At 68.6% G+C, this 22,739-nt stretch carries 19 protein-coding genes; 17 read left to right on the plus strand and 2 right to left on the minus strand.

Going from position 1 to position 22,739, the window contains the following annotated elements; genetic code table 11:
* Positions 1–46 precede the first annotated feature (46 nt).
* The 6 genes from FJ887_RS06535 to ndk all read left to right on the plus strand — a co-directional run bounded on the left by FJ887_RS06535 (position 47) and on the right by ndk (position 7,868).
* A complete protein-coding gene (locus FJ887_RS06535; RefSeq protein ID WP_250786176.1) occupies positions 47–1,189 on the plus strand; it encodes an acyltransferase in 1,143 nt (380 codons plus the stop codon).
* 58 nt (positions 1,190–1,247) lie between these two features.
* Positions 1,248–2,003 carry an SDR family oxidoreductase gene (locus FJ887_RS06540; protein WP_140955124.1) on the plus strand — a complete coding sequence of 252 codons (756 nt, stop codon included), beginning with the start codon at positions 1,248–1,250 and terminating at the stop codon, positions 2,001–2,003.
* 385 nt (positions 2,004–2,388) lie between these two features.
* Entirely contained in the window at positions 2,389–5,670 is a 3,282-nt protein-coding gene (gene ileS, locus FJ887_RS06545) for an isoleucine--tRNA ligase (RefSeq protein WP_140955123.1), read from the plus strand.
* On the plus strand, positions 5,667–7,037 hold the full coding sequence (locus FJ887_RS06550) for a bifunctional folylpolyglutamate synthase/dihydrofolate synthase (RefSeq protein WP_140955122.1): 1,371 nt from the start codon (positions 5,667–5,669) through the stop codon (positions 7,035–7,037). The genes ileS and FJ887_RS06550 overlap by 4 nt, the downstream gene beginning before the upstream one ends.
* Entirely contained in the window at positions 7,034–7,399 is a 366-nt protein-coding gene (locus tag FJ887_RS06555; RefSeq protein WP_140955121.1) for a DUF4233 domain-containing protein, read from the plus strand. Before FJ887_RS06550 ends, FJ887_RS06555 begins: the two co-directional genes overlap by 4 nt.
* Positions 7,400–7,454: 55 nt before the next feature.
* The gene (gene ndk, locus FJ887_RS06560) at positions 7,455–7,868 is read left to right on the plus strand and encodes a nucleoside-diphosphate kinase (RefSeq protein WP_140955120.1); all 414 of its coding nucleotides are present in this window, start codon (positions 7,455–7,457) and stop codon (positions 7,866–7,868) included.
* A 144-nt stretch (positions 7,869–8,012) separates the two neighbouring features.
* Here ndk and FJ887_RS06565 read toward each other — a convergent pair whose 3' ends face one another.
* On the minus strand, positions 8,013–8,675 hold the full coding sequence (locus FJ887_RS06565; RefSeq protein WP_137826306.1) for a vitamin K epoxide reductase family protein: 663 nt from the start codon (positions 8,673–8,675) through the stop codon (positions 8,013–8,015).
* 300 nt (positions 8,676–8,975) lie between these two features.
* On the opposite strand from FJ887_RS06565, the gene FJ887_RS06570 reads away from it, so the two are divergent.
* Complete coding sequence (locus FJ887_RS06570) at positions 8,976–11,882, plus strand: Rne/Rng family ribonuclease (RefSeq protein WP_250786177.1); 2,907 nt, start codon at positions 8,976–8,978, stop codon at positions 11,880–11,882.
* 174 nt (positions 11,883–12,056) lie between these two features.
* Here the strand turns inward: FJ887_RS06570 and FJ887_RS06575 are convergent, their stop codons facing one another.
* Entirely contained in the window at positions 12,057–13,133 is a 1,077-nt protein-coding gene (locus FJ887_RS06575) for an SPFH domain-containing protein (RefSeq protein ID WP_250786178.1), read from the minus strand.
* A gap of 166 nt (positions 13,134–13,299) precedes the next feature.
* Here FJ887_RS06575 and FJ887_RS06580 point away from each other — a divergent pair, with 166 nt between their 5' ends.
* From FJ887_RS06580 to FJ887_RS06625, 10 genes are all read left to right on the plus strand, one after another.
* Positions 13,300–14,832, plus strand: coding sequence for an alanine/glycine:cation symporter family protein (locus FJ887_RS06580; RefSeq protein WP_140955118.1), 1,533 nt, complete (start codon positions 13,300–13,302; stop codon positions 14,830–14,832).
* A gap of 95 nt (positions 14,833–14,927) precedes the next feature.
* Positions 14,928–15,245: a chorismate mutase gene (locus tag FJ887_RS06585; protein WP_140955117.1), complete on the plus strand. Its 318-nt coding sequence runs from the start codon at positions 14,928–14,930 to the stop codon at positions 15,243–15,245.
* Between the two features lie 255 nt (positions 15,246–15,500).
* A complete protein-coding gene (gene rplU, locus FJ887_RS06590; protein WP_137825320.1) occupies positions 15,501–15,809 on the plus strand; it encodes a 50S ribosomal protein L21 in 309 nt (102 codons plus the stop codon).
* A 15-nt stretch (positions 15,810–15,824) separates the two neighbouring features.
* Complete coding sequence (gene rpmA / locus FJ887_RS06595) at positions 15,825–16,076, plus strand: 50S ribosomal protein L27 (RefSeq protein ID WP_137825319.1); 252 nt, start codon at positions 15,825–15,827, stop codon at positions 16,074–16,076.
* Between the two features lie 83 nt (positions 16,077–16,159).
* Positions 16,160–17,692 carry a GTPase ObgE gene (obgE, locus tag FJ887_RS06600; protein WP_140955116.1) on the plus strand — a complete coding sequence of 511 codons (1,533 nt, stop codon included), beginning with the start codon at positions 16,160–16,162 and terminating at the stop codon, positions 17,690–17,692.
* A complete protein-coding gene (gene proB, locus FJ887_RS06605; protein ID WP_140955115.1) occupies positions 17,689–18,852 on the plus strand; it encodes a glutamate 5-kinase in 1,164 nt (387 codons plus the stop codon). The genes obgE and proB overlap by 4 nt, the downstream gene beginning before the upstream one ends.
* Positions 18,853–18,855: 3 nt before the next feature.
* Entirely contained in the window at positions 18,856–20,145 is a 1,290-nt protein-coding gene (locus tag FJ887_RS06610; RefSeq protein WP_137825316.1) for a glutamate-5-semialdehyde dehydrogenase, read from the plus strand.
* Between the two features lie 84 nt (positions 20,146–20,229).
* Positions 20,230–20,382, plus strand: a complete 153-nt coding sequence (locus tag FJ887_RS06615; protein ID WP_171007026.1) for a hypothetical protein — start codon at positions 20,230–20,232, stop codon at positions 20,380–20,382.
* A 1-nt stretch (position 20,383) separates the two neighbouring features.
* A complete protein-coding gene (gene nadD / locus FJ887_RS06620; RefSeq protein ID WP_137825315.1) occupies positions 20,384–20,989 on the plus strand; it encodes a nicotinate-nucleotide adenylyltransferase in 606 nt (201 codons plus the stop codon).
* Positions 20,982–22,730, plus strand: a complete 1,749-nt coding sequence (locus FJ887_RS06625; RefSeq protein ID WP_140955114.1) for a hypothetical protein — start codon at positions 20,982–20,984, stop codon at positions 22,728–22,730. The genes nadD and FJ887_RS06625 overlap by 8 nt, the downstream gene beginning before the upstream one ends.
* The last annotated feature ends 9 nt before the right edge of the window (positions 22,731–22,739 follow it).

Raw genomic sequence — 22,739 nt, forward strand, 5'->3', positions numbered from 1 at the left:
CGGGAGGTTCGAATGCGACCACCTGGTCAGATGAGACGATGGACGCATGGCGACCTTGGACAGAATCGGGACAGAGAATCCGCCTCCCACCTCGACGGGGTGGATGAACCCCGCGCGAGCCTTCGCGATCCTCGCCGTCGTCGCCATCCACTCCCTCGGCACCGTCGTCGAGGTCAACTTCGCCTCGATGGGCCCCGACTGGTGGGTCGCCAACGCCATCGACTCGGCGAGCCGCTGGTCGGTGCCCGTGTTCATCATGATCTCCGGTGCCCTCGCGCTCGACCCGCTGCGGGGCAGCAAGCCGCGGAAGTTCCTCTCCAAGCGCGTGTGGCGCATCGGCATCCCGCTGGTCTTCTGGACGATCGTCTACGTCGCCTTCCGCCGCTTCTACCTCCTGCCCCCGGACTCCGACTGGAACGCGCTGGTCGCGATCCTCTCCGGCTCGCCGTTCGTCCAGCTCTACTTCCTCTACGTCCTCGCCGGCCTCACCCTGCTCACGCCGTTCTTCCGTCTGCTCAGCGTCCACGGCTCCCGGCGCCTGCAGTGGGGCACAGGGCTGATCTTCCTCGGCATCGGCATGCTCGACCAATTCGTGTCGATGATCTTCTCCGTCGGGGAGGCGAACATCGCCACACGGTTCCTGCCCATGGCCGGGTTCTACATCCTCGGCTGGGTGCTGCGCGACGTCATGCTCTCGACCCGCGGTGTCGTGTGGGCCTGGGTCGCATTCGTCGCCTCGACCGCGGTGACCGCGCTGTGGGCGGGCTTCGGGCCGGGGGAGAAGCCGTGGCTCTATCCCTACGAATACCTGTCCCCGGGCGTCGTCGTCGCCTCGCTCGCGGCCTACCTCCTCCTCCACCACTACATGCGCACCGGGTTCAGGGTCCTCCACTGGTTCTACCCCTACTCGTTCGGCGTCTTCCTCCTCCACCCGCTCGTCCTCTACCCGCTGCGCAACCTCATCGGCCTGCCGACGACCGTGCCCGGGGTGCTCTTCCACGGCGTCGTCATGGTGCTCGTCTACACCGCGATCTGCGTCGCCGTGACGTGGGTGGCGGTGAGGATCCCCGGTCTGCGCGCCGTGTTCGGCGAGGGCGGACCCCGCAATCCGTACTCACCCCAGAAGCCCGAGACTCCTCCGGACGACGCCCCACCGGCCGGGGACCAGGCGCCCGACGGCGCCCGCTAGGGCCCCGACCGTAGACTGAGAGCGAGACCCGTTTTCAGTCGAGAGGGAGTTGAGGCAGATGCAGGCATTGCGAGCAGTCGTCACCGGAGCCAGCTCGGGCATCGGCGCCGCCACCGTGCGCCGGCTGCGGGACCAGGGCTGGGACGTCGTGGCCGTGGCCCGTCGCGGAGACAAGCTCACCGCCCTGGCCGAGGAGACCGGTGCCACCGCGATCACCGCCGACCTCACCGACGACGCCGCCGTGGCCGCAATGGCCGCCGAGGTGCTCGCCGGCGGTCCCGTCCACGCCCTCGTCGCCAACGCCGGTGCCGCGTTCGGCACGGACACCGTCGCCGAGGCCTCGGTCGAGGGATGGCGCGACATGTTCGACATCAACGTCCTCGGAGTCCTCCGCGTCGTCCAGGCATTCCTGCCCGCCCTCATCGACTCCGGCCGCGGCGACATCGTCGTCATGTCCTCGACCGCCGGTCACCAGGCCTACGAAGGCGGGGGCGGCTACGTCGCGACGAAGCACGGCACCCATTCGATCGCTGCGACCCTGCGCCTCGAACTCGCTGGTTCGCCCGTCCGCGTCATCGAGATCGCCCCGGGCATGGTCGCCACCGACGAGTTCACCCTCAAACGCGTCGGCGGGGACACCGCACGGGCCGAGAAGGTCTACGAGGGCGTGGAGAACCCGCTCACCGCCGACGACGTCGCCGACGCCGTGACCTGGACGCTCACGCGCCCGCACCACTTCAACGTCGACCTCATGGTCATCCGTCCGATCGCCCAGGCCGCCCAGCACAAGGTCGCCCGCCACCAGGGTCTCTGAGCAGCCCGCGACCAGGGTCTCTGAACTGCTCGCAGAGACCGCGGACGCAGCCCCTGATCCGCAGCGGGTGCGTCCGCTCGTCAGCGCTCCGGGTGACTGGTGTGGGTGCGGCCTGCGGGTATAGAATTGAGGACGCGTCGATCCGGCCATCACCGGGGAGCATCCGGAAGAACAGCACGACCGATCCTTAGCCGACCACCTCGGCGGGATGGGGTGCCCACTAGACCCGGACGGTCGGACCCGTCATCGTCCGCATGAATGAGCGATCCGTCGCTGAGGCACTGTGCCGGTCGGCACTGCGGCCCCGCGGCGGATAAGCGGGGTGGTACCGCGGCAGCAATGTCGTCCTCGCGGCCAGTGACCGCAGCTACCGTGAAGGACGCTCATGACGCAACCCCTCTATCCCAAGGTGTCGACCTCGGCCTTCGGCCTCAGCGCCTCGCCGAACTTCCCCGAGATCGAGCGCGCGGTGCTCGAGTACTGGAAGACGGACGATACCTTCGCCGCGTCGATCGCCGAACGCGATCCCGGTGAGAACGGGTCGAACGAATTCGTCTTCTACGACGGCCCGCCCTTCGCCAACGGCCTCCCGCACTACGGTCACCTCCTCACCGGCTACGTCAAGGACGTCGTCCCGCGCTACCAGACGATGCAGGGCAAGAAGGTCGACCGCCGCTTCGGCTGGGACACCCACGGGCTGCCGGCCGAACTCGAAGCCGAGCGTCAGCTGGGCATCACCGACAAGTCCGAGATCGGCCGCATGGGTCTGGCCGCCTTCAACGACGCGTGCCGGTCCTCGGTGCTGCGGTACACGCAGGAGTGGGAGGAGTACGTCACCCGGCAGGGCCGGTGGGTCGACTTCGAGAACGACTACAAGACCCTCAACGTCGAATACATGGAGAGCGTCATCTGGGCGTTCAAGCAGCTGTGGGACAAAGGCCTGGTCTACGAGGGCTACCGCGTCCTGCCCTACTGCTGGAAGGACCAGACCCCGCTGTCGAGCCATGAGCTGCGCATGGACGACGACGTCTACAAGATGCGGCAGGATCCGGCCGTGACGATCGGCTACAAGCTCACCGATTCGGACGAATGGGTCCTCATCTGGACGACGACTCCGTGGACGGTGCCGTCGAACCAGGCCGTGGCCGTCAACCCGGAGATCCCGCTCGTCGCGGTCGTCCCCGGCCCCGACGGTGCGCCCGAACTCCAGGGCAGGACCCTCATCCTCGCCGAGGCGCGCCTCGGCGCGTACGCCCGTGAACTCGGGGAGGACCCCGAGGTGCTGCGGACGTTCCCCGGCAGCGAGATCGTCGGACGCTCCTACGAGCCGCCGTTCCCCTACTTCGAGGGACGCCAGGACGAGTTCGGGCAGCGCATGCACACGATCCTGCCCGCGGACTTCGTCACCACCGAGGACGGCACCGGCATCGTCCACCAGGCTCCGGCCTTCGGTGAGGAGGACAAGGAGCTCACCGACGCCTTCGGCATCACCGCCGTCCGCCCCGTCGACGACGCCGGCCTCTTCGACGCCACCGTGCCCGACTACGCCGGGGAGCAGGTCTTCGACGCCAACCGCCCGATCATCCGGGATCTGCGCGACCACACGGGACCGCTCGAGGGCCGCAGCGCCCTGCTCGTGCGCCACGAGTCCTACGAGCACTCGTACCCGCACTGCTGGCGCTGCCGCAACCCGCTCATCTACCGCGCGGTGTCCTCGTGGTTCGTCCGCGTCACCGAGTTCAAGGACCGGATGGTCGAGCTCAACGAGCAGATCAACTGGGTGCCCGACAACGTCAAGGACGGACAGTTCGGCAAGTGGCTCGAGAACGCCCGCGACTGGTCGATCTCGCGCAACCGCTTCTGGGGCTCGCCGATCCCGGTGTGGATCTCCGACGACCCGACCTACCCGCGCACCGACGTCTACGGGTCGCTGGCCGAGATCGAAGCCGACTTCGGCCGGCTGCCGGTCAACGACCGCGGCGAGGTCGATCTCCACCGTCCGTGGGTCGACGACCTCACCCGTCCCAACCCCGACGACCCCACAGGGACGTCGACGATGCGCCGGATCCCGGAGATCTTCGACGTGTGGTTCGACTCGGGGTCGATGAGCTACGCCCAGGTCCACTACCCGTTCGAGAACGCCGCCTGGTTCGACAACCACTTCCCGGCCGACTTCATCGTCGAGTACATCGGGCAGACCCGCGGCTGGTTCTACCTCCTCCACGTCCTCGCCACCGCGATCTTCGACCGTCCGGCGTTCCTCAACTGCATCTCCCACGGCATCGTGCTCGGCTCCGACGGGCAGAAGATGTCGAAGTCCCTGCGCAACTACCCCGACGTCAACGAGGTCTTCGACCGCGACGGCTCGGATGCGATGCGCTGGTTCCTCATGGCCTCGTCGATCCTGCGCGGCGGCAACCTCGTCGTCACCGAACAGGGCATCCGCGACGCGGTCCGCCAGGTCGTGCTCCCGCTGTGGAACACGTGGCAGTTCTTCGCGACGTACTCGAACACCGCGGACCCGGCCGCAGGGACCGACGACGCCGAGGCGGTGGCCGGCTACCGGGCGTCGAAGCGCTACGACTCCTCCCAGGTCCTCGACCGCTACCTGCTCGCGAAGACGCACGACCTCATCGTCGACTTCGCCGCGGCGATGGACGACTTCGACATCTGGGCGGCCTGCGAGATCGTCCGCAGCTACCTCGACATGCTGACGAACTGGTACGTCCGCCGCTCGCGCCGGCGCTTCTGGGACGGCAGCGCGGAGACCCACGAGACCTTCGACGTCCTCTACACGTGCCTCGAGGCCTTCGCCCGGGTCGCCGCCCCGCTCCTGCCGTTCACGGTCGAGGAGATCTACCGCGGGCTCACCGGGCACCGGTCGGTCCACCTCGAGGACTACCCGGATGCCGCGGAGTTCCCGGCCGATCCCGATCTCGTCGCGGCGATGGACCTCACGCGCGACATCAGCTCGACGGCCTCCTCGGTGCGCAAGGCCAACCGACTGCGGGTGCGCCTGCCGCTCAGCCGCCTCGTCGTTGCCGGCAGCACTCCGCTTGCCCGCGAGTTCACCGACATCATCGCCGATGAGCTCAACGTCCGCGAGGTCGAGGCCCTCGATCTCACCGCCGCCGAGGATGCGGGCTTCTCGCTCACTCAGAACCTCGTCGTCAATGCCCGCGCCGCCGGTCCGCGACTGGGCAAGCAGGTGCAGGCCGCGATCAGGGGCTCGAAGACCGGTGACTGGTCGGTCGCCGCCGACGGCACCGTGACCAGCGGCGGCGTCGAGCTCGTCGACGGCGAGTACACGCTCGAGTCCGTCGCCGAATCCGGCACCGAGGGCATGGAGCTCGCCCCCCTCGACTCCGGATTCCTCGCGCTCGACACCCGGGTCACCCCGGAGCTCGAAGCCGAGGGCGTGGCCCGGGACACCGTGCGGGCGATCCAGGGCATCCGCAAGCAGCTCGACCTCCACGTCGCCGACCGCATCACCGTCGTCATCGAGGCCGATGAAGCCGTCACCGAGGCGCTCGGGACCCACCGGGACCTCATCAGCACCGAGACGCTGGCGACGGGACTCGACTTCGCTCCCGTCGCCGAGTCCGCGGAGGTCTTCACCCCCGAAGAGCTGCCCGCGGGCACCCGGATCTCGGTGGTGCGGGCATGAGCGCGGACGACCTCACCCGGGTCTATGCCACCCTGCTCGCCCGGGCGGGGGAGGCCGCCGTCGAGGTCCGCCTCGACGCGACCCGCCGGGCCGTCGAGCTCCTCGGCGACATCCACCGGGCCGCTCCCGTCATCACGGTGACGGGGACGAACGGGAAGACGTCGACGGCGCGGATGATCGACGCGATCATCTCCGCCCACGATCTGCGGGTCGGCCGGTTCACCAGCCCCCACCTCCATTCGGTCACCGAACGCGTGTCCGTCGACGGGCAGCCCGTCGACGCGGAGACGTTCGTGCGGATCTTCGACGAGATCGCCCCGTACCTCGACATCGTCGATGCCGAGCTCGTCGAATCCGGTCGTCCGAAGCTCACCTATTTCGAGGTCCTCACCGTGCTCGCCTTCGCGATCTTCGCCGACGCTCCCGTCGACGTCGTCGTCGCCGAGGTGGGGATGGGCGGGGAATGGGATTCGACGAACGTCGCCGACGCCGAGGTGTGCGTGTTCACCCGCATCGGCCTCGACCACCAGGCCTACCTCGGCGACACCCTCACCGCGATCGCCGAGACGAAGGCGGGAATCCTCAACCGCACCATCGACCCGACCCCGGCCCCGGAGCCGGTGGCGATCATCGCGGCACAGGAGGATGAGGCGCTCACCGCCCTCGACGCCGAAGTGGCCCGCCGTCAGGTGCCCGCGCTCGTCGAGGACCGCAGCTTCCGCCTCGTCGACCGGCAGCGGGCCGTCGACGGCCAGCTCATCGCCGTCCAGGGGATCCGGGACGTCTACACCGACCTGTTCCTTCCCCTCCACGGGGAGCACCAGGCGCACAACGCGGCCGTCGCGATCGTCGCCGCGGAGACCTTCCTCGGCGATGAGGACAAACCGCTCGACCGGGACACGGTCGCCGAGGGGCTGTCCCGTGTGACCTCGCCCGGACGCGCCGAACTCGTCCGCACCGGTCCCGCCGTCGTCGTCGACGGGGCGCACAATCCTGACGCCGCCCGCGTGCTCGCCGACACGATCACCGAGGCGTTCGACTTCGACTTCACCGTCATCGTCCTCGGCATGCTCGCCGACAAGGACGTCCACGGCGTCCTCGACGAACTCCACCGCACCGCCGACGCCTTCGTCGTCACCGCCCCGGTCAGCGATCGGGCGCTCGACCCGGAGACGCTCGCCGAGGCGGCCCGGGAATGGGTCGACGAGGACGCGGTGACCGTGGCCCCCGACCTCAACGCGGCACTGATGACGGCCTTCGACCTCGTCGAGGGCAGCGGTGCGCAGCGGCCCGGGGTCATCGTCACCGGCTCCCTCTACACCGTCGCCGAGGCGCGTCTGCTGCTCGGCCGGGGGGACGAGGCATGAAGTCGAAGTACCCCGTCCTCGCCGGCTCGATCCTCATCTGCGAACTCGTCGTCGTCTACTTCGCGGCACTCGCAGCGTTCGGCCTGACGGTGAAGACCAACGGCACCCTCGAGCTCTCCCAGCTCCTCATCGGCGCGTCTGCCATCGCGGTGGTCGGGATCGTCGCGACGATCCTCCTGCCGCGGCGCATCGGACAGAAGCGTCCCGGCGTCGTCCTCGGCTGGATCACGCAGGTGCTGCTGCTCGCCACCGGCTTCATCCTCCCGCCGATGTTCTTCATCGCCGCGATCTTCATCGCCCTGTGGGTCGTCGCCCTCTACTGGGCGGCCCGCATCGATCGAGAGGTCGCCGAGCGGTCCTGATCGCCCGTGTGCCCCGGGTACACTGTGCATCGACGAACTCTACGGAAGGACCCGAATGGAACGCACCCTCATCCTCATCAAGCCCGACGGCGTCGCCCGCGGCCTCATCGGTCAGATCGTCGGCCGCATCGAGGCCAAGGGCTATGCGATCGACGCCCTGAGCCTGCGCACGGCCACCCCTGAGGAGCTCGCGTCGCACTACGCCGAGCACGAGGGCAAGCCGTTCTACCAGCCGCTCGTCGACTTCATGTCGGAGGGCCCGATCGTCTCGATCATCGCCTCCGGTGAGGGCGTCATCCCCGGCTTCCGCTCGCTCGCCGGCGCCACCGACCCGACGACGGCCGCCCCGGGCACGATCCGCGGCGACTTCGGCCGCGACTGGGGCGCGAAGGTGCAGAAGAATCTTGTCCACGGATCCGACTCACCCGAGTCGGCCGAACGCGAGATCGGCATCTGGTTCCCCAACTGAGGTCGCCGGACCGCCCGAACGCACAGACACGTGGTGCCCCGCAGTTCAGCTGCGGGGCACCACGTGTCTGTGCCGTCGTCCGCGTGCGGCGGACGGGGCTCTCCGGACGGGAGTCTCAGCTCGGAGTCTCGGACAGGCGGAGGCTCAGAAGAGGGTCGCGAAGAAGTTCCAGAACTGGACGACGATGGTCGTGGCGATGATGAGCAGCCAGACGACGGCGATCGCGACGTTCTCCCGGGCGAGGACCGTGACCACGGCGCTGTCGCGGACCCCGCGGCCGAAGTTGCCAGCGAGCGCATTGTGAGCGGTGACCGCGCAGAACATCGGGATCGTCATCGTCCACACGACCATGCACCACGGGCAGCCGACGCCGATGACGTAGATCGACGTGTAGTAGAGGAACATGACGAGGACGACGCCGAGGGCGAGTCCGATGTTGAGGCCGATCATGATCCAGCCGGGAAGCTTCGCGCGGGCGACGAGAAGGACACCGATGAGGAGCGGGAAGATGAACGCGGCGACGCCGAGGAGCTGATTGGGGAAGCCGAAGAGCTGACTCTGCGGATACTCCATGACCGAGCCGCACGAGAAGAACGGGTTGAGGTCGCACGAGAGGACGGCGTCGGGGTTCTCGAGCTTCTCGTACTTCTCCACCGACAGGGCGAAGGAGGAGATGAAGCCGATCACCGAGGTGACGATGAGGAAGACTCCCAGCGCCGTCGGGCGCAGCACCCACGGACGCTTCCGCGGAGGCGCGTCGATGGCATCGTCGAGGTCGTCGTCTGCAAGCGCGGGTGCCGTGTTCACACTCCTAAGGATGCCTGCCCGCGGAGCATGCGGCAAACCCGGCGGGCCCGGTCTCAGCGGTCGGACAGCAGATCTGTGACATAATGATGCGACGGATACCTGCTCCCACACCGGGCAGGAGAAGTGCCTCCACCGAGTCGAGGGAACGGCCTCGCAGGTCGACACGAAGAAGAGGCAGCATCGACGGCCTACGCGCTGAGCGCGAGCCGAAGACGCCATCCACAGGTTTCGGTCCCACGGGGACCATGCAGGACACCGGAGATCCGTATGGTGTGAGCGGAGGCTCCGGTAGGAGTGAACATGAGCGATTCCACGAACGACAGCAACGGCACAGCCGATCCCACCGAGGGCATCCTCGCCGATCTCGCCGATCTGCAGGCCAACGCGGCCGCGGCCAAGGGCGCCGAGCACACGGTCGACGACGACGTCCGCGAGGAGCTCGACCACCTCGCCGATGCCGCGGGCTCCCTGCGGGAGAGCCCCGAGCGCGACGACGAGGACCGTGAGCGCGGTCGCCGTCGGCCCAAGCGGGCCCGCGATGCGGTCGCCAACCGCGGGCTCGTCTTCGAACAGTTCGTCCGCGAGACCGACGAAGGACTCGATCCCAGCGCCGAGGACGACGAGGATGAGTCGACCCCGCAGCCGCCGCAGGCCCCGGCCTTCGATCCCCGCAACCCCTTCGCCGCGCCGGCCGCCCCGGCCCCGGTCGAGCCTGCGAGCCGTCCGGCCGCCGCGGTGCCCCAGCACGGCGGACTGATCTTCCAGGTGCCCAAGGCGGAACTCGCCGAGACGGTGAGCATCGACGACGACTTCGACGATGAGGACTTCGACGAGGACGAGACCGACGACCGTGACGACCGCGAGGATCGTGACGACCGCGACGACGAGGGCGGCAGTCGTCGGCGCCGCCGCGGCGGACGCGGTCGCCGCTCGCGCAGCCGCGACGATGACGAGTCGGAGGCGCAGAGCTCCCGCAGCGAGAAGAGCCGGGAGAAGCCTGCGGAGAAGTCCGCGGAGAAGGACTCCGAGACCGCAGACGGCGACGAACGGCCCGCCCGCGCGAACCGTCGCGGAGACAAGGCGGAGAAGAAGTCCGACGACGACGCCCGCGACAAGACGAGCGAGAGCGACGACGACGGAGACGACGAGGACGGCGGTTCGCGCCGCCGCCGGCGTCGCCGCTCCCGCTCCCGCGGCTCCGACAGCGACGAGGTGACCTCGCTCAAGGGCTCGACGCGTCTCGAGGCCAAGCGCCAGCGGCGCAAGGAGGGCCGGGAAGCCGGACGCCGTCGCCCCGTCATCACGGAGGCCGAGTTCCTCGCCCGCCGCGAATCCGTCGACCGCACGATGCTCGTGCGCGAGAACGGCGATCAGACGCAGCTCGTCGTCGTCGAGGACGGCATCGCCGTCGAGCACTATCTCAAGGAGAACCGTCAGCAGTCCTCCCTCATCGGCAACGTCTACCTCGGCAAGGTGCAGAACGTGCTGCCGAGCATGGAGGCCGCCTTCGTCGACATCGGCAAGGGCCGCAACGCCGTCCTCTACGCCGGTGAGGTCAACTGGGACGCGCTCGGCATGGACGGCAAGGCCCGTCGCATCGAGGCCGCGCTCAGCCCCGGCGACTCCGTCCTCGTTCAGGTGACGAAGGACCCCGTCGGCCACAAGGGCGCCCGTCTGACGAGCCAGATCTCCCTGCCCGGACGCTTCCTCGTCTACGTGCCCGGCAACTCGATGACCGGCATCTCCCGCAAGCTGCCCGACGTCGAACGGGCCCGCCTGAAGAAGCTGCTCAAGGAGCTCGTCGGCGATTCCAACGGCGTCATCGTCCGCACCGCCGCCGAAGGCGCGACGGACAAGGAGCTCAGCCGCGACGTCGAGCGACTCGCGAAGCGCTGGGAGACGATCGAGAAGAAGTCGAAGTCGACGAAGGTGCTGGCCCCGCAGCTGCTCTACAGCGAGCCCGACATGATCGTGCGGATCATTCGCGACGTCTTCAACGAGGACTTCAATTCGCTCGTCATCGACGGCGACGGGGCGTGGAACACGATCCACGAATACGTCGAGGCCGTCGCTCCCGACCTCCTCGAGCGGGTGCACCGCTACTCCGAGGATGAGGGGATCTTCGACCACTACCGGATCGAGGAGCAGATCCAGAAGGCCCTGCAGCGCCAGGTCAATCTGCCCTCGGGCGGCTCGCTCGTCATCGACCGCACCGAGGCGATGACCGTCATCGACGTCAACACCGGCAAGTTCACCGGGGCCGGCGGCAACCTCGAGGAGACCGTGACGCGGAACAACCTCGAAGCCGCCGAGGAGGTCATCCGTCAGCTGCGCCTGCGCGACATCGGCGGCATCATCGTCGTCGACTTCATCGACATGGTCCTCGAATCGAACCGCGACCTCGTCGTGCGCCGGCTCGTCGAGTGCCTCGGCCGTGACCGGACGAAGCACCAGGTCGCCGAGGTGACCTCGCTCGGTCTCGTGCAGATGACGCGCAAGCGCATCGGCACGGGACTCGCCGAGTCGATGGTCTCCGCCGGAGCCGACCTCACCGGACGCGGCCTGCTCCTGCCCGGGTCGGAGGAGGACGGGTCGAAGGCCCATCGCGGCAACCGGTCGCAGAATTCCGAATCCTCGGGCAACGGCAAACGCGACCGCAAACGCCGGTCGTCGAAGAACAGCGAGTCGGAGTCACAGTCCGAGTCGGTCGGCAACGACGCCTCGCGCTCCGCAGTGGCAGCGATCGCGAAGGCGACGCTGAAGAAGGACGACGACGCCGAGGCAGCGGACGCACAGACCGACACGGGCGCAGCCGACACGACGCCTGAGGAGAAGCCGAGTCGCGCGAAGTCCCGCGGACGCAAGCGGACGAAGAGCACCGACCGGTCCGCCGAGGCCGGCCGAGGCGACACCGACACGCAGGACGAGAAGCCGAGCACCGGCGAGGAGCAGCCGATGCTGCCCGTCGAATCGGAACCGGAGACCACCGCACCGGCAGCGGACGCTCCCGCAGCGGCGGAGGCCTCACCGGAGGCCGAGCCGGCGGGGGAGATGCCGCTGATGATCGGCGCCGACACGACGACGAAGGTCGCCGTCGCCGCCGAGCCCGAAGCCCCGCGCCGCAAGGCCCCGGCGAAGAAGGACAAGCCGGCGGAGAAGCCCCAGGAGGCGCTGCCGACCTCGTTCGTCATCATCGGCGAGGACTGAGGCTCTCCCGCCTGCGAGCCACCGGCGACAGCGCAGCGCCCCACGTCGAATGACGTGGGGCGCTGCGCTGTCCGTGCCCGGATCCGGGCTCAGCCGCTGCCCCGGACTCGACCCCAGCACGCGCGCGAGCCGGGCACGCGCACCGCGGCGGAGCCGAGGAGAGGGGAGCGGTGGTCAGGTGCCCGACTGCTTGTTCCGGGTCGTGCTGATCGTCGGCTGTGCGGCCTGATCGCCGCAGAGGACGATCATGAGGTTCGTGACGAGGTCGCTGCGTTCGGCGTGCCCGAGGGAGACGATGTCACGACGTTCGATCTGCTCGATCGCCGTCTCGACCATGCCCACCGCACCTTCGACGATGAGCTGCCGGGCCGCGACGACGGCCGTGGCCTGCTGCCGCTGGAGCATCGCCCGGGCGATCTCCGGAGCATACGCGAGCTGGGTGATCCGGGATTCGATGATCGACACGCCCGCGGCGGCGACCCGGGCGGCCACCTCGGCGGAGAGCTTCTCCGTGATCTCATCGGCATTGTCGCGCAGAGACATCCGATGCGGATCGGAGGAGTCGTAGGCGTAGGAGTTCGCGATATGGCGCACCGCCGTCTCGGCCTGGATGGCGACGAACTCCTCGAAATCGTCGACCTCGAACATCGCCTGAGCCGTGTCGCGGACCTGCCAGACGACGACCGCACCGATCTCGATGGGATTGCCGTCGAGGTCGTTGACCTTGAGCGTCGAGGTCTCGTGATTGCGGATGCGCGTGGAGATCTGGATCTTCGAGAAGAGGGGATTGACGAAGCGCAGACCCGACTGACGCACCGTGCCGACGTATTTGCCGTAGAGCTGGAGGACGACGGCGTGGCCGGGGGCCACCGAGGTGCAGCCCTTGAAGAGGAACATCGAGGCGATGAAGGCGAGGACACCGAGGACGAGGAGGATGACGCCGAGCGGGTTCTGTCCGATCATCAGGCCGAAGCCGACGAGTCCGAGGAGGATCGCGACGAGGAGGAGGACGACGGCGCCGACGATCGCGAAGTAGCCCGAGACCGCACCGGCGGGTCGTTCGCGGACCCGGTCGCCCTCGACCGACTCGATGCGGGTCGGCTGATCCGGTCCTGGTCGTCCGCCGGCGGGTCCGCCGGTCATCTGCGGGTGGTGGCCACCTGGGCGTCCGGGCTGCGGGTGCTGCCCCTGCTGCCAGGGCTGCTGGGGTGGTGGGGTCGGGTGCTGGGGAGGGGGAGGGTTCTGTGACATGCGGCCAGTCTAGGTCACACCGGAAATCCACTATCCGAAACTCGCGGTGAGACCAATGTCACTTGCGCCGTGGTCGGTGTGATGCAGATAACAGTTCTGTAACTGTCCGAATATTGGAAGGTCGATTGCTTGATCCCGGTGTCGCATTGCGGAACATTTGATCGACATGGACATACTGCTGCTAGCGTCAGACGCACCGACGTCTCCCGTCGACGATGCCATCAACTCCTGGTTCACTCCGATCGCCACCTGGTTCTCCAGTGTGATCTTCGTGCCCGTCACGATCGGCGAGATCTCCTTCCCGTTCGTCGTCTTCTGGCTCATCCTCGGAGCCCTGATCTTCACCCTCTACTTCGGCTTCATCCAGTTCCGCGGCTTCAAGGTCTCCCTCGACGTCGTCCGCGGCAAGTACTCCAAGCCCACCGATCCCGGCGAGATCACCCACTTCCAGGCCCTGGCCTCCGCCCTCTCGGGCACCGTGGGACTCGGCAACATCGCCGGTGTCGGCGTCGCCGTCGCCCTCGGCGGACCGGGTGCGACGTTCTGGATGATCATCGCCGGTCTGCTCGGCATGTGCACGAAGTTCGTCGAGTGCACGCTCGGCGTGAAGTACCGCGAGATCGATGAGAACGGCGTCGTCCACGGCGGACCGTTCAAGTACCTGCCGGTGGCCTTCCGCCGGTTCTCCAAGCCCGTGGCCGCGATCCTCACCGGCCTCTTCGCCGTCGCGATCCTCATCTTCGGCGTCGTCGGCGGCGGCATGTTCCAGGCCAACCAGACGTTCGCCCAGGTCCGCACCGCCACCGGCGGGGCTGACGGCTTCCTCGGCGGCGCGTGGGCCGGACTGATCTTCGGCATCTTCTTCGCCCTCCTCGTCGGACTCGTCATCCTCGGCGGCATCCGCTCGATCGCGAAGGTCACCGACAAGCTCGTCCCGGCGATGGCGATCTTCTACGTCGTCTCCTGCCTCCTCGTCCTCGGCATCAACTTCCAGCAGATCCCGATGGCGATCGGCGAGATCTTCGAAGGCGCCTTCAACCCGCAGGGCATCGCCGGCGGCATCGTCGGCGTGATGATCATCGGCTTCCAGCGCTCGGCGTTCTCGAACGAGGCCGGCATCGGCTCGGCCGCCATCGCGCACTCGGCGGTCAAGACCCGCCGGCCGATCTCCGAAGGCTTCGTCGCCCTCCTCGAGCCCTTCATCGACACCGTCGTCATCTGCACCATGACCGCCCTGACGATCATCGTCGCCAACCAGCCCTCGTACCGCGAGGACCTCGGCGAAGGTGAGATCGGCGGCGTGGCGCTGGCCTCGGATGCCTTCTCCACCGTCGCCTCGTGGTACCCGGCGCTGCTCGCCGTCGCCGTCGCGCTCTTCGCGTTCTCCACCCTCATCACGTGGACGTACTACGGGGAGCGGGCCTGGAGCTACCTCTTCGGTCGCGGCAAGGCGACGATCATGGCCTTCCGCGTCCTCGTCTGCGTCTTCGTCGTCATCGGCTGTGTCGCCAGCTTCAGCAAGGTCGTCGAGTTCGCCGATGCGGCGCTGTTCATGTGCGCCTTCATCAACATCCTCGGCCTCTACCTCCTCATGCCGGTCGTGAAGAAGGAGATGAAGAAGTACCTCGCCGACCGCAAGGCCGGCACCCTCACCGACCCGGACACCAAGGACGCGGTCCCGGTCGAGCAGCCCGCCTGACCCTCACCCTCCCGTGCCCCGGCCGTCCCCGCGACGCCCGGGGCACGGTCGTGTCCGCGGCAGTGTTGCCTCTGCGGATTGTCTAGACTGATCGGGTGACTGACGACGACACCGCCGCCTCCCAGGCCGCCGACCGCCTGCTCGAGCTGCGGGGCAGCATCGACAACATCGACGCCGCCCTCATCCATCTGCTCGCCGAGCGCTTCAAGCTCACCGAATCCGTCGGCGTGCTCAAGGCCGACCACGGTCTGCCCCCGGCCGACGAAGCGCGGGAGGCCCGGCAGGTCGCCCGCCTGCGCCGGCTCGCCGAGGACTCGCACCTCGATCCGGAGTTCGCGGAGAAGTTCCTCGCCTTCATCGTCGCCGAGGTGATCCACCATCACGAGCGGATCGCGGAGTCTCGCGAGAGCTGAGCACCCGGTCCGGCGCCGTCGCAGCGCTGCGGTCCCGCATCGTCGCCGGACTGCGGTGCGGCGACGAGGCGGAGGTCACCTCCGCACCGGTTTGCCGTCGGCGGCCGGGATCGACTAAGCTTGAACGTCGGTGCGTCCGTCGCACCACGGCTGGTGATTCCTCTCAATGGGTCTGTCGTTCAGGGAGTTCGCTCCCTGTCGAGCCAAGGCATCAACCGCCGTTCGCAAGATTTCTTACGCAGAAAGGGTTCGACCATGGTCTACGCCATTGTCCGTGCCGGTGGCCACCAGGAAAAGGTCAGCGTCGGCGACATCATCACAGTGAATCGAATGAAGGCGCAGGCCGGGGACAGCGTCACGCTCGAACCCGTTCTCTTCGTCGACGGCGACGCGGTCACGACCGACGCCGATGCCCTCTCCAAGATCTCGGTGAGCGCCGAGGTCGTCGGTGAGCTCCGCGGTCCCAAGATCGTGATTCAGAAGTACAAGAACAAGACCGGGTACAAGAAGCGTCAGGGCCACCGCCAGGACCTCACCCGTCTGAAGATCACGAACATCAAGTAAGAGGAGGCCTCTGACATGTCAAGCAAAAAGGGAGTCAGCTCGACCCGCAACGGTCGCGACTCGAACCCGCAGTACCTCGGTGTCAAGCGCTTCGGCGGCCAGGTCGTCAAGGCCGGTGAGATCATCGTCCGCCAGCGCGGCACGAAGTTCCACCCCGGTGCGAACGTCGGCCGCGGCGGAGACGACACGCTCTTCGCTCTGACCGCCGGTGCCGTCGAGTTCGGCAAGCGCAACGGTCGCAAGATCGTCAACATCGTCGGCGTCTGACCGATACGATCTGATCTGCCCCGCTTCAGGGGTCCATGAAGGGTGAGTCTCACGACTCACCCTTCATCTGATATAAGGACATCATGGCCACCGAGTTCATTGATCGCGTCACGGTACACCTTGCGGCCGGCGACGGCGGAAACGGCTGCTCGTCGATCCGGCGGGAGAAGTTCAAACCGCTCGGCGGCCCCGACGGCGCCAACGGCGGTCGCGGCGGCGACATCACCTTCGTCGTCGACCCGCAGACGACGACCCTGCTGCCCCTCCACCACCGCCCCCACCTCAAGGCCGACGGCGGCGGTATCGGCAAGGGCGACCTGCGCCACGGCGCCGACGGCAAGGACCTCATCGTGCCCGTGCCCGACGGCACGGTCGTCAAGACCCAGGACGGTCAGATCCTCGCCGACCTCGTCGGCGCCGGCACGGAGTTCGTCGCCGCGGCGGGCGGCCGGGGTGGGCTCGGCAATGCCGCTCTCGCCTCGACGAAGCGCAAGGCACCCGGTTTCGCCCTCCTCGGCGAACCCGGTGAGGCCTCCACGCTCGTCCTCGAGCTCAAGACGATCGCCGACGTCGCCCTCGTCGGCTACCCCTCGGCAGGCAAGTCGAGTCTCATCGCCGCGCTGTCGGCGGCGAAGCCGAAGATCGCCGACTACCCGTTCACGACGCTCGTGCCCAACCTCGGCGTCGTCGAAGCCGGGGATGTCCGCTACACCGTCGCCGACGTCCCCGGGCTCATCCCCGGGGCGTCCGAGGGCAAGGGCCTCGGGCTGGAGTTCCTCCGTCACGTCGAACGGACCGCCGCCCTCGTCCACGTCATCGACATGGCGACGTGGGAGCCCGGCCGCGACCCGGTCTCCGACCTCGAGGTCATCGAGGCCGAACTCACCGCGTACTCCGTCGACCTCGGCGAGGAGGGCGGGGACCTCCCGCTCTCGCAGCGTCCGAAGCTCGTCGCCCTCAACAAGGTCGACATCCCCGACGGCCGCGAACTCGCCGACATCGTCCGCCCCGACCTCGAGGCCGCCGGCTACCGGGTCTTCGAAGTCTCCGCCGTCAGCCATGCGGGACTGCGCGAGCTCTCCTTCGCGATGGCCGGTCTCGTCGCCGCCGAACGCGAACGGCGCGCCGAGGTCGAAGCCGTGCCGCAGCGCGTCGTCATCCGGCCCAAGGCCGTCGACGACAAGGGCTTCACGATCCGCACCGAACGCGACGCCGACGGTCCGGTCTTCCGGGTCCTCGGCGACAAGCCCGAACGCTGGGTCGTCCAGACCGACTTCGCCAACGACGAAGCCGTCGGCTACCTCGCCGACCGACTCGAGCGCCTCGGCGTCGAAGAGGCACTGTTCAAGGCCGGCGCGACCCCGGGCGATACCGTCGTCATCGGCGAGGGCGACGGCGTCGTCTTCGACTGGGACCCCACGAGCGTCGGCGGTGCCGAGCTGCTCGGCTCCCGCGGCACCGACCTCCGACTCGAGGAGGAGGCCCGTGCGAGCCGCAAGGAGCGCAAGGCCGCCTACCACGAGCGGCAGGACGCGAAGGCCGCGACCCGGGCGGAGTTCGAGAAGGAGCGGCTCGCCGAGCGCGCCGCCCGCGAGAACTCCGCCGACGAGCGATGACCGCGACGACCGCGGCCGCCGACTCCGCGACCGTGCGGGCCGACATCGCCGGTGCCAAGCGCGTCGTCGTCAAGGTCGGCTCCTCGTCGCTGACGACGCTTGACGGCGGGCTCGACGAGTCACGGCTCGTGGCGCTCACCGACGTCATCGCCGCCCACCGGGCCGACGGCCGGGAGATCATCCTCGTCTCCTCGGGGGCGATCGCCGCGGGACTCGAACCCGTCGGCCTGCGCCGCCGGCCGCGCGACCTCGCCACCCAGCAGGCCGCCGCCGGGGTCGGACAGGGGCTGCTCATGGCCGCCTACGCGCGGGCACTGGGCCGCTTCGACCTCGTCCCCTCCCAGGTCCTGCTCTCGGCCGACGACCTCATCCGCCGCACCCGGTACAAGAACGCGCAGCGGGCCATCGACCGTCTGCTGTCCCTGGGCACGCTGCCGATCGTCAACGAGAACGACGCTGTGGCCACCGAGGAGATCCGCTTCGGCGACAACGACCGCCTCGCCGCCCTCGTCGCCCACCTCTCCCACGCCGACGCGCTCGTCCTCCTCTCCGACGTCGACGCCCTCTACACGGGACCCCCGTCCCAGGCCGGCGCCAGGCGCATCGACCATGTCGCCGGTCCCGACGACCTCGGTGCCGTGGCGATCGGCGGGGTCGGGACGGCCGGCACGGGCACCGGGGGAATGGCGACGAAGGTCGACGCCGCCCTCATGGTCACCGACTCCGGCATCCCCGCCGTGCTCACCTCCGCCGACCGGGTCGGCGACGTGCTCACCGGGGGGAGCGCTGGCACGTCCTTCGCCGTCACCCACCGTCGCCGCGGCACCCGACTGCTGTGGCTGCGCCATCTCGCCAAGACGTTCGGTTCGGTGACGATCGACGACGGCGCCGAGGCGGCCGTGCGGTCGCGGGGCACGAGCCTGCTCGCCGCCGGCGTCGTCGGCGTCGAAGGGGACTTCGAAGCCGGGGATCCCGTCGAGATCAGGAACACCGGCGGGCAGATCGTGGCGCGGGGGATGACGAACTTCTCCGCCGCCGAGCTGCCGACGATGTTCGGCCTGACCACCGAGGAACTTGGCACCCGGCTGGGAAGTGACTACCGTAAAGAAGTCATCCATCGCAATGATCTCGTCCTCACGCATGTGAGCGAGAGGAGTTAGTCCATGCCCGCTGCTGCCGACATCCATCCCAAGATCGTGCGCGGGGTGACGCGGATCGCCAGGAACGCGAAGGCGGCCGCCGCACGTCTGGCCACGACCTCGACCGCGGAGAAGAACGCCGCGCTCCAGGCGATCGCCGACGGTCTGCGGGCGAACTCCGCGCGCATCGTCAAAGCCAATGCGATCGACCTCGCCGCGGGGGCCGAGAACGGGATGAGCGAGTCCCTCCTCGATCGGCTCCGCCTCGACGAGGAGCGGATCTCCGCGATCGCCTCGGCGGTCGAACAGGTCATCGACATCCCCGACCCGGTCGGCACCGTCGTCGTCGGCCGCACCCTGCCCAACGGTGTGCGCCTGACCCAGAACCGGGTGCCCATGGGTGTGATCGGCGCGATCTACGAGGCCCGCCCCAATGTTACGGTCGACATCGCGATCCTCGCGCTCAAGGCCGGCAATGCGACGATCCTGCGCGGGGGATCGGCCGCGGAGAACACGAACGCCGAACTCGTCTCCGTCCTCCGCCGCGCCGTCGAATCCGTCCGCCTGCCCGCGGACACGATCAACACGATCGACCAGCACGGCCGCGACGGGGCCGTCGTGCTGATGAACTCCCGCGACTACGTCGACCTCCTCATCCCGCGCGGCGGGGCCGAGCTCATCAACACCGTCGTCCAGGAGTCGATCGTGCCCGTCATCGAGACGGGCATCGGCAACGTCCACATGTTCATCGACTCCTCGGCGACGGTGAAGAACGCCGTCGACCTCGTCCTCAACTCGAAGACCCAGCGGCCCAGCGTCTGCAACGCACTCGAGACCCTGCTCGTCCATGAGAAGGCCGCCAAGCGCGTGCTGCCGAAGATCCTCGAACGCCTCGACCAGGCCGGCGTCGTCGTCCACGCCGACGCCGATGTCGCAGCGCTGGCGCCCGAGTCGATGAAGATCCGCCGGGTCTCGCGCCGGGACTGGGCCAAGGAGTACCTCGACCTCGAACTCGCGATCAAGCTCGTTAACGGCATCGACGAGGCGATCGAGCACATCCGCGCCTACACCTCGGGCCACACCGAGGTGATCGTGACGAAGGACATCGACAACGCCGAGACCTTCGTCACAGCCATCGACGCCGCCGCCGTCGGCGTCAACGTCTCGACCCGCTTCACCGACGGCGGCGAGTTCGGGTTCGGCGCAGAGGTCGGCATCTCGACGCAGAAGCTCCACGCCCGCGGACCGATGGGCGTCGAGCAGCTGACGACGACGAAATGGGTCATGCTCGGAAACGGGCAGATCCGCGACTGACTTCGCCCATGTCGCTGCGCACGCAGACGACAGGGCGTGAGAAACTGAAGTGAACAGACTCATCAAGGGACAAGGAGCACTCTCGTGAACGCAACTCTGCTGGCCGCCGCAACCGAAGGCGCGGCACACACCGAGCTGCCGATGGAGCCGATCGGCTACGGCCTCATCACACTCGCGATCTTCATCTCGATGGCCGTCGTCGCACGGTCGTGGAAGGGCATCTCGTACCGCCACTGATATGGCAGAACGCACACGTCGGGTCGGTGTCATGGGCGGCACCTTCGACCCCATCCACCACGGACACCTGGTCGCGGCCAGCGAGGTGCAGTCGACGTTCGACCTCGACGAAGTCGTCTTCGTCCCCACCGGTCGGCCGTACCAGAAGGACGACAAGACCGTCACCGACGCCGAGCATCGGTACCTCATGACGGTCATCGCGACGGCGTCGAACCCGCGGTTCCGCGTCTCCCGCGTCGACATCGACCGTCCCGGTCCGACCTACACGATCGACACCCTGCGGGATCTGTCGAACAGCCTCGGCGAGAACACGGAGATGTTCTTCATCACCGGCGCGGACGCTTTGGCTCAGATTCTGACATGGAAGAATGTCGATGAGCTGTTCTCCTTGGCGCACTTCGTCGGGGTCAGCCGGCCGGGGCACGAACTCCGCAGCGAGGGCCTGCCCGTCGACCGGCTGAGTCTCGCGCAGATCCCGGCGCTGGCGATCTCGTCAACGGACTGCAGGCAACGGGTGATGGATGGAGCCCCGGTCTGGTACCTCGTGCCGGACGGCGTGGTGCAGTACATCGCGAAACACGATCTGTACAGGAGTGGAAATGGCTGAAGAGCAGTTCACGTCTCGACGTGCGAGGCGCGAAGCCGAGCGACTGGCCGCGGAAGAGGAGTTCGAGGCCAGGTCGTCCGCTCCCCAGGCGTCCGACGGCAGCCGCGCGGACTTCCTCACCCCACCGAAGCGTCCGACCGAGAAGCCGGCGACGACCACCGAGGCGGACTCCGCGTCGGTCAGCGACGCTCCGCTTGCCGCCGGTGGCGGCTCAGCATCGGGCGCCGGTGAGGCGGCTCCGTCGGCCCAGTCACCGGTGCCGTCGACGCCCCCGGCGTCTTCGCCGCAGACTCCGCAGGCCCCACAGACGCCTGCGGCCCCACAGACCCCTCCGGCCGCTGCGGCCCCGCAGACTCCTGAGTCTCCGGCGACACCGGCTCCCGAGAAGTCCGCTCCGGCCCGGCCCGCCGCGGCAGCGCCGGCCCCGGTCGGCGGCAGCGCGGGATCGACTCCCGCTGACCTTCCCTCGTCGCGCATCGACCCGGCGCCGACGCCGAAGGTCTCGCACGAGCGCGGGGCACTGGCCTCCGATCACCTGCCGCAGGAGCGGCCACCGGTCAACGCCGAGGATCGGCTCGACCCCCGCCGGGCACCGCTGCCGCACTTCGAATCGCGCGCCGCGCGCAAACGCTACCTGCGCGAGCACGGCCTGTCGATGGACGGCGACCTCTCCACGGGAGCGATCCCCGTCATCGCCGACCCCGCCGCGGATTCCCAGTCCGACGACACTGCCTCACAGACCAGCGACACGACCGCGAAGGCAGCCTCGGGTGAGCACGAATCGTTCGACGCCGCCGGCTTCGGTGGGTCGTCGGCCGAAGTGGCTGCTCGCGACTTCGAATCACCGGTGACCGCCGACTCGGCGCCGCGCCCGGCCTCCGGACCCGACGACGCGCTCTCGCGTCCTCTCCCGGAGACCACCCCCGAGACGTCGGCCCCCGCGCAGCCGACGCCGAGCGGCGACGCTGCGGCGGCGAAGGCGCCTGCGGCGGACACCTCTGCGACTGCCGCGAAGACGGACGCCGCCACGACCGACGCGAAGCCGGACGCCGTCGAGTCGGCGGCGACGAAGGCAACCCCCGCCGCGACGTCCGATGCGGCCGCGAAGCCCGCGGCCGCATCGGACGCGGACGGACCGGAGCCGGCCACCCGGTCCCGGCGGATGCCGATCGTCAATCCGCCGAGCACCTCGGGCGTGCGGGTCGTCACCGCCGCCTCGGCGAAGGTCTCCGAACCCGGCGCGAAGGAGACCGCAGCCTCGAAGGACGGTGCTGCGTCGAAGAGCGATGCCGCGTCGAAGACCGATTCCGCGTCGAAGGGTGAGGCAGCCTCGAAGGGTCAGGCCGCGTCGAAGGGCGAGGCCGCGTCGACGAAGCGCGGAACAGCGACGGACGCCTCGGCGCCGAACTCCTCGTCGGACGCCGCACGGGACCGCGACTCTCGCACCGAGGAGGCGGCGACGGTACAGTCGGCCGACGACGCCGCCCGCGAACTCGCCGCGAACCCCGAGACCCGTCCGATGGACACCGTGCCCGAGGCGTGGTCCCTGCCGAACTCCGACTATGAGGACGAAGAGACCGAGAACCCGCCCGGCACCCGCATCAAGGCGAGTGCCGTGACCGGGTACGACGGGCAGATCCTTGTTGGCGAAGAGCCATCCAAAGTACCCTTTATCGTGCTGGGCGTGGCGGCGCTCTTCGCCGTCGCCCTCATCGTCATCGCACTCGTCATGCTGCTGTGACAACCTGAA

The organism is Brevibacterium sp. XM4083 (assembly GCF_006489205.2).
Lineage (GTDB): Bacteria > Actinomycetota > Actinomycetes > Actinomycetales > Brevibacteriaceae > Brevibacterium.

Coding starts and splice junctions, on each gene's coding strand:
- FJ887_RS06535 (WP_250786176.1), top strand. CDS start 47: ATGGCGACCTTGGACAGAATCGGGACAGAGAATCCGCCTCCCACCTCG.
- FJ887_RS06540 (WP_140955124.1), top strand. CDS start 1,248: ATGCAGGCATTGCGAGCAGTCGTCACCGGAGCCAGCTCGGGCATCGGC.
- ileS (WP_140955123.1), top strand. CDS start 2,389: ATGACGCAACCCCTCTATCCCAAGGTGTCGACCTCGGCCTTCGGCCTC.
- FJ887_RS06550 (WP_140955122.1), top strand. CDS start 5,667: ATGAGCGCGGACGACCTCACCCGGGTCTATGCCACCCTGCTCGCCCGG.
- FJ887_RS06555 (WP_140955121.1), top strand. CDS start 7,034: ATGAAGTCGAAGTACCCCGTCCTCGCCGGCTCGATCCTCATCTGCGAA.
- ndk (WP_140955120.1), top strand. CDS start 7,455: ATGGAACGCACCCTCATCCTCATCAAGCCCGACGGCGTCGCCCGCGGC.
- FJ887_RS06570 (WP_250786177.1), top strand. CDS start 8,976: ATGAGCGATTCCACGAACGACAGCAACGGCACAGCCGATCCCACCGAG.
- FJ887_RS06575 (WP_250786178.1), bottom strand. CDS start 13,133: ATGTCACAGAACCCTCCCCCTCCCCAGCACCCGACCCCACCACCCCAG.
- FJ887_RS06580 (WP_140955118.1), top strand. CDS start 13,300: ATGGACATACTGCTGCTAGCGTCAGACGCACCGACGTCTCCCGTCGAC.
- rplU (WP_137825320.1), top strand. CDS start 15,501: ATGGTCTACGCCATTGTCCGTGCCGGTGGCCACCAGGAAAAGGTCAGC.
- rpmA (WP_137825319.1), top strand. CDS start 15,825: ATGTCAAGCAAAAAGGGAGTCAGCTCGACCCGCAACGGTCGCGACTCG.
- obgE (WP_140955116.1), top strand. CDS start 16,160: ATGGCCACCGAGTTCATTGATCGCGTCACGGTACACCTTGCGGCCGGC.
- proB (WP_140955115.1), top strand. CDS start 17,689: ATGACCGCGACGACCGCGGCCGCCGACTCCGCGACCGTGCGGGCCGAC.
- FJ887_RS06610 (WP_137825316.1), top strand. CDS start 18,856: ATGCCCGCTGCTGCCGACATCCATCCCAAGATCGTGCGCGGGGTGACG.
- nadD (WP_137825315.1), top strand. CDS start 20,384: ATGGCAGAACGCACACGTCGGGTCGGTGTCATGGGCGGCACCTTCGAC.
- FJ887_RS06625 (WP_140955114.1), top strand. CDS start 20,982: ATGGCTGAAGAGCAGTTCACGTCTCGACGTGCGAGGCGCGAAGCCGAG.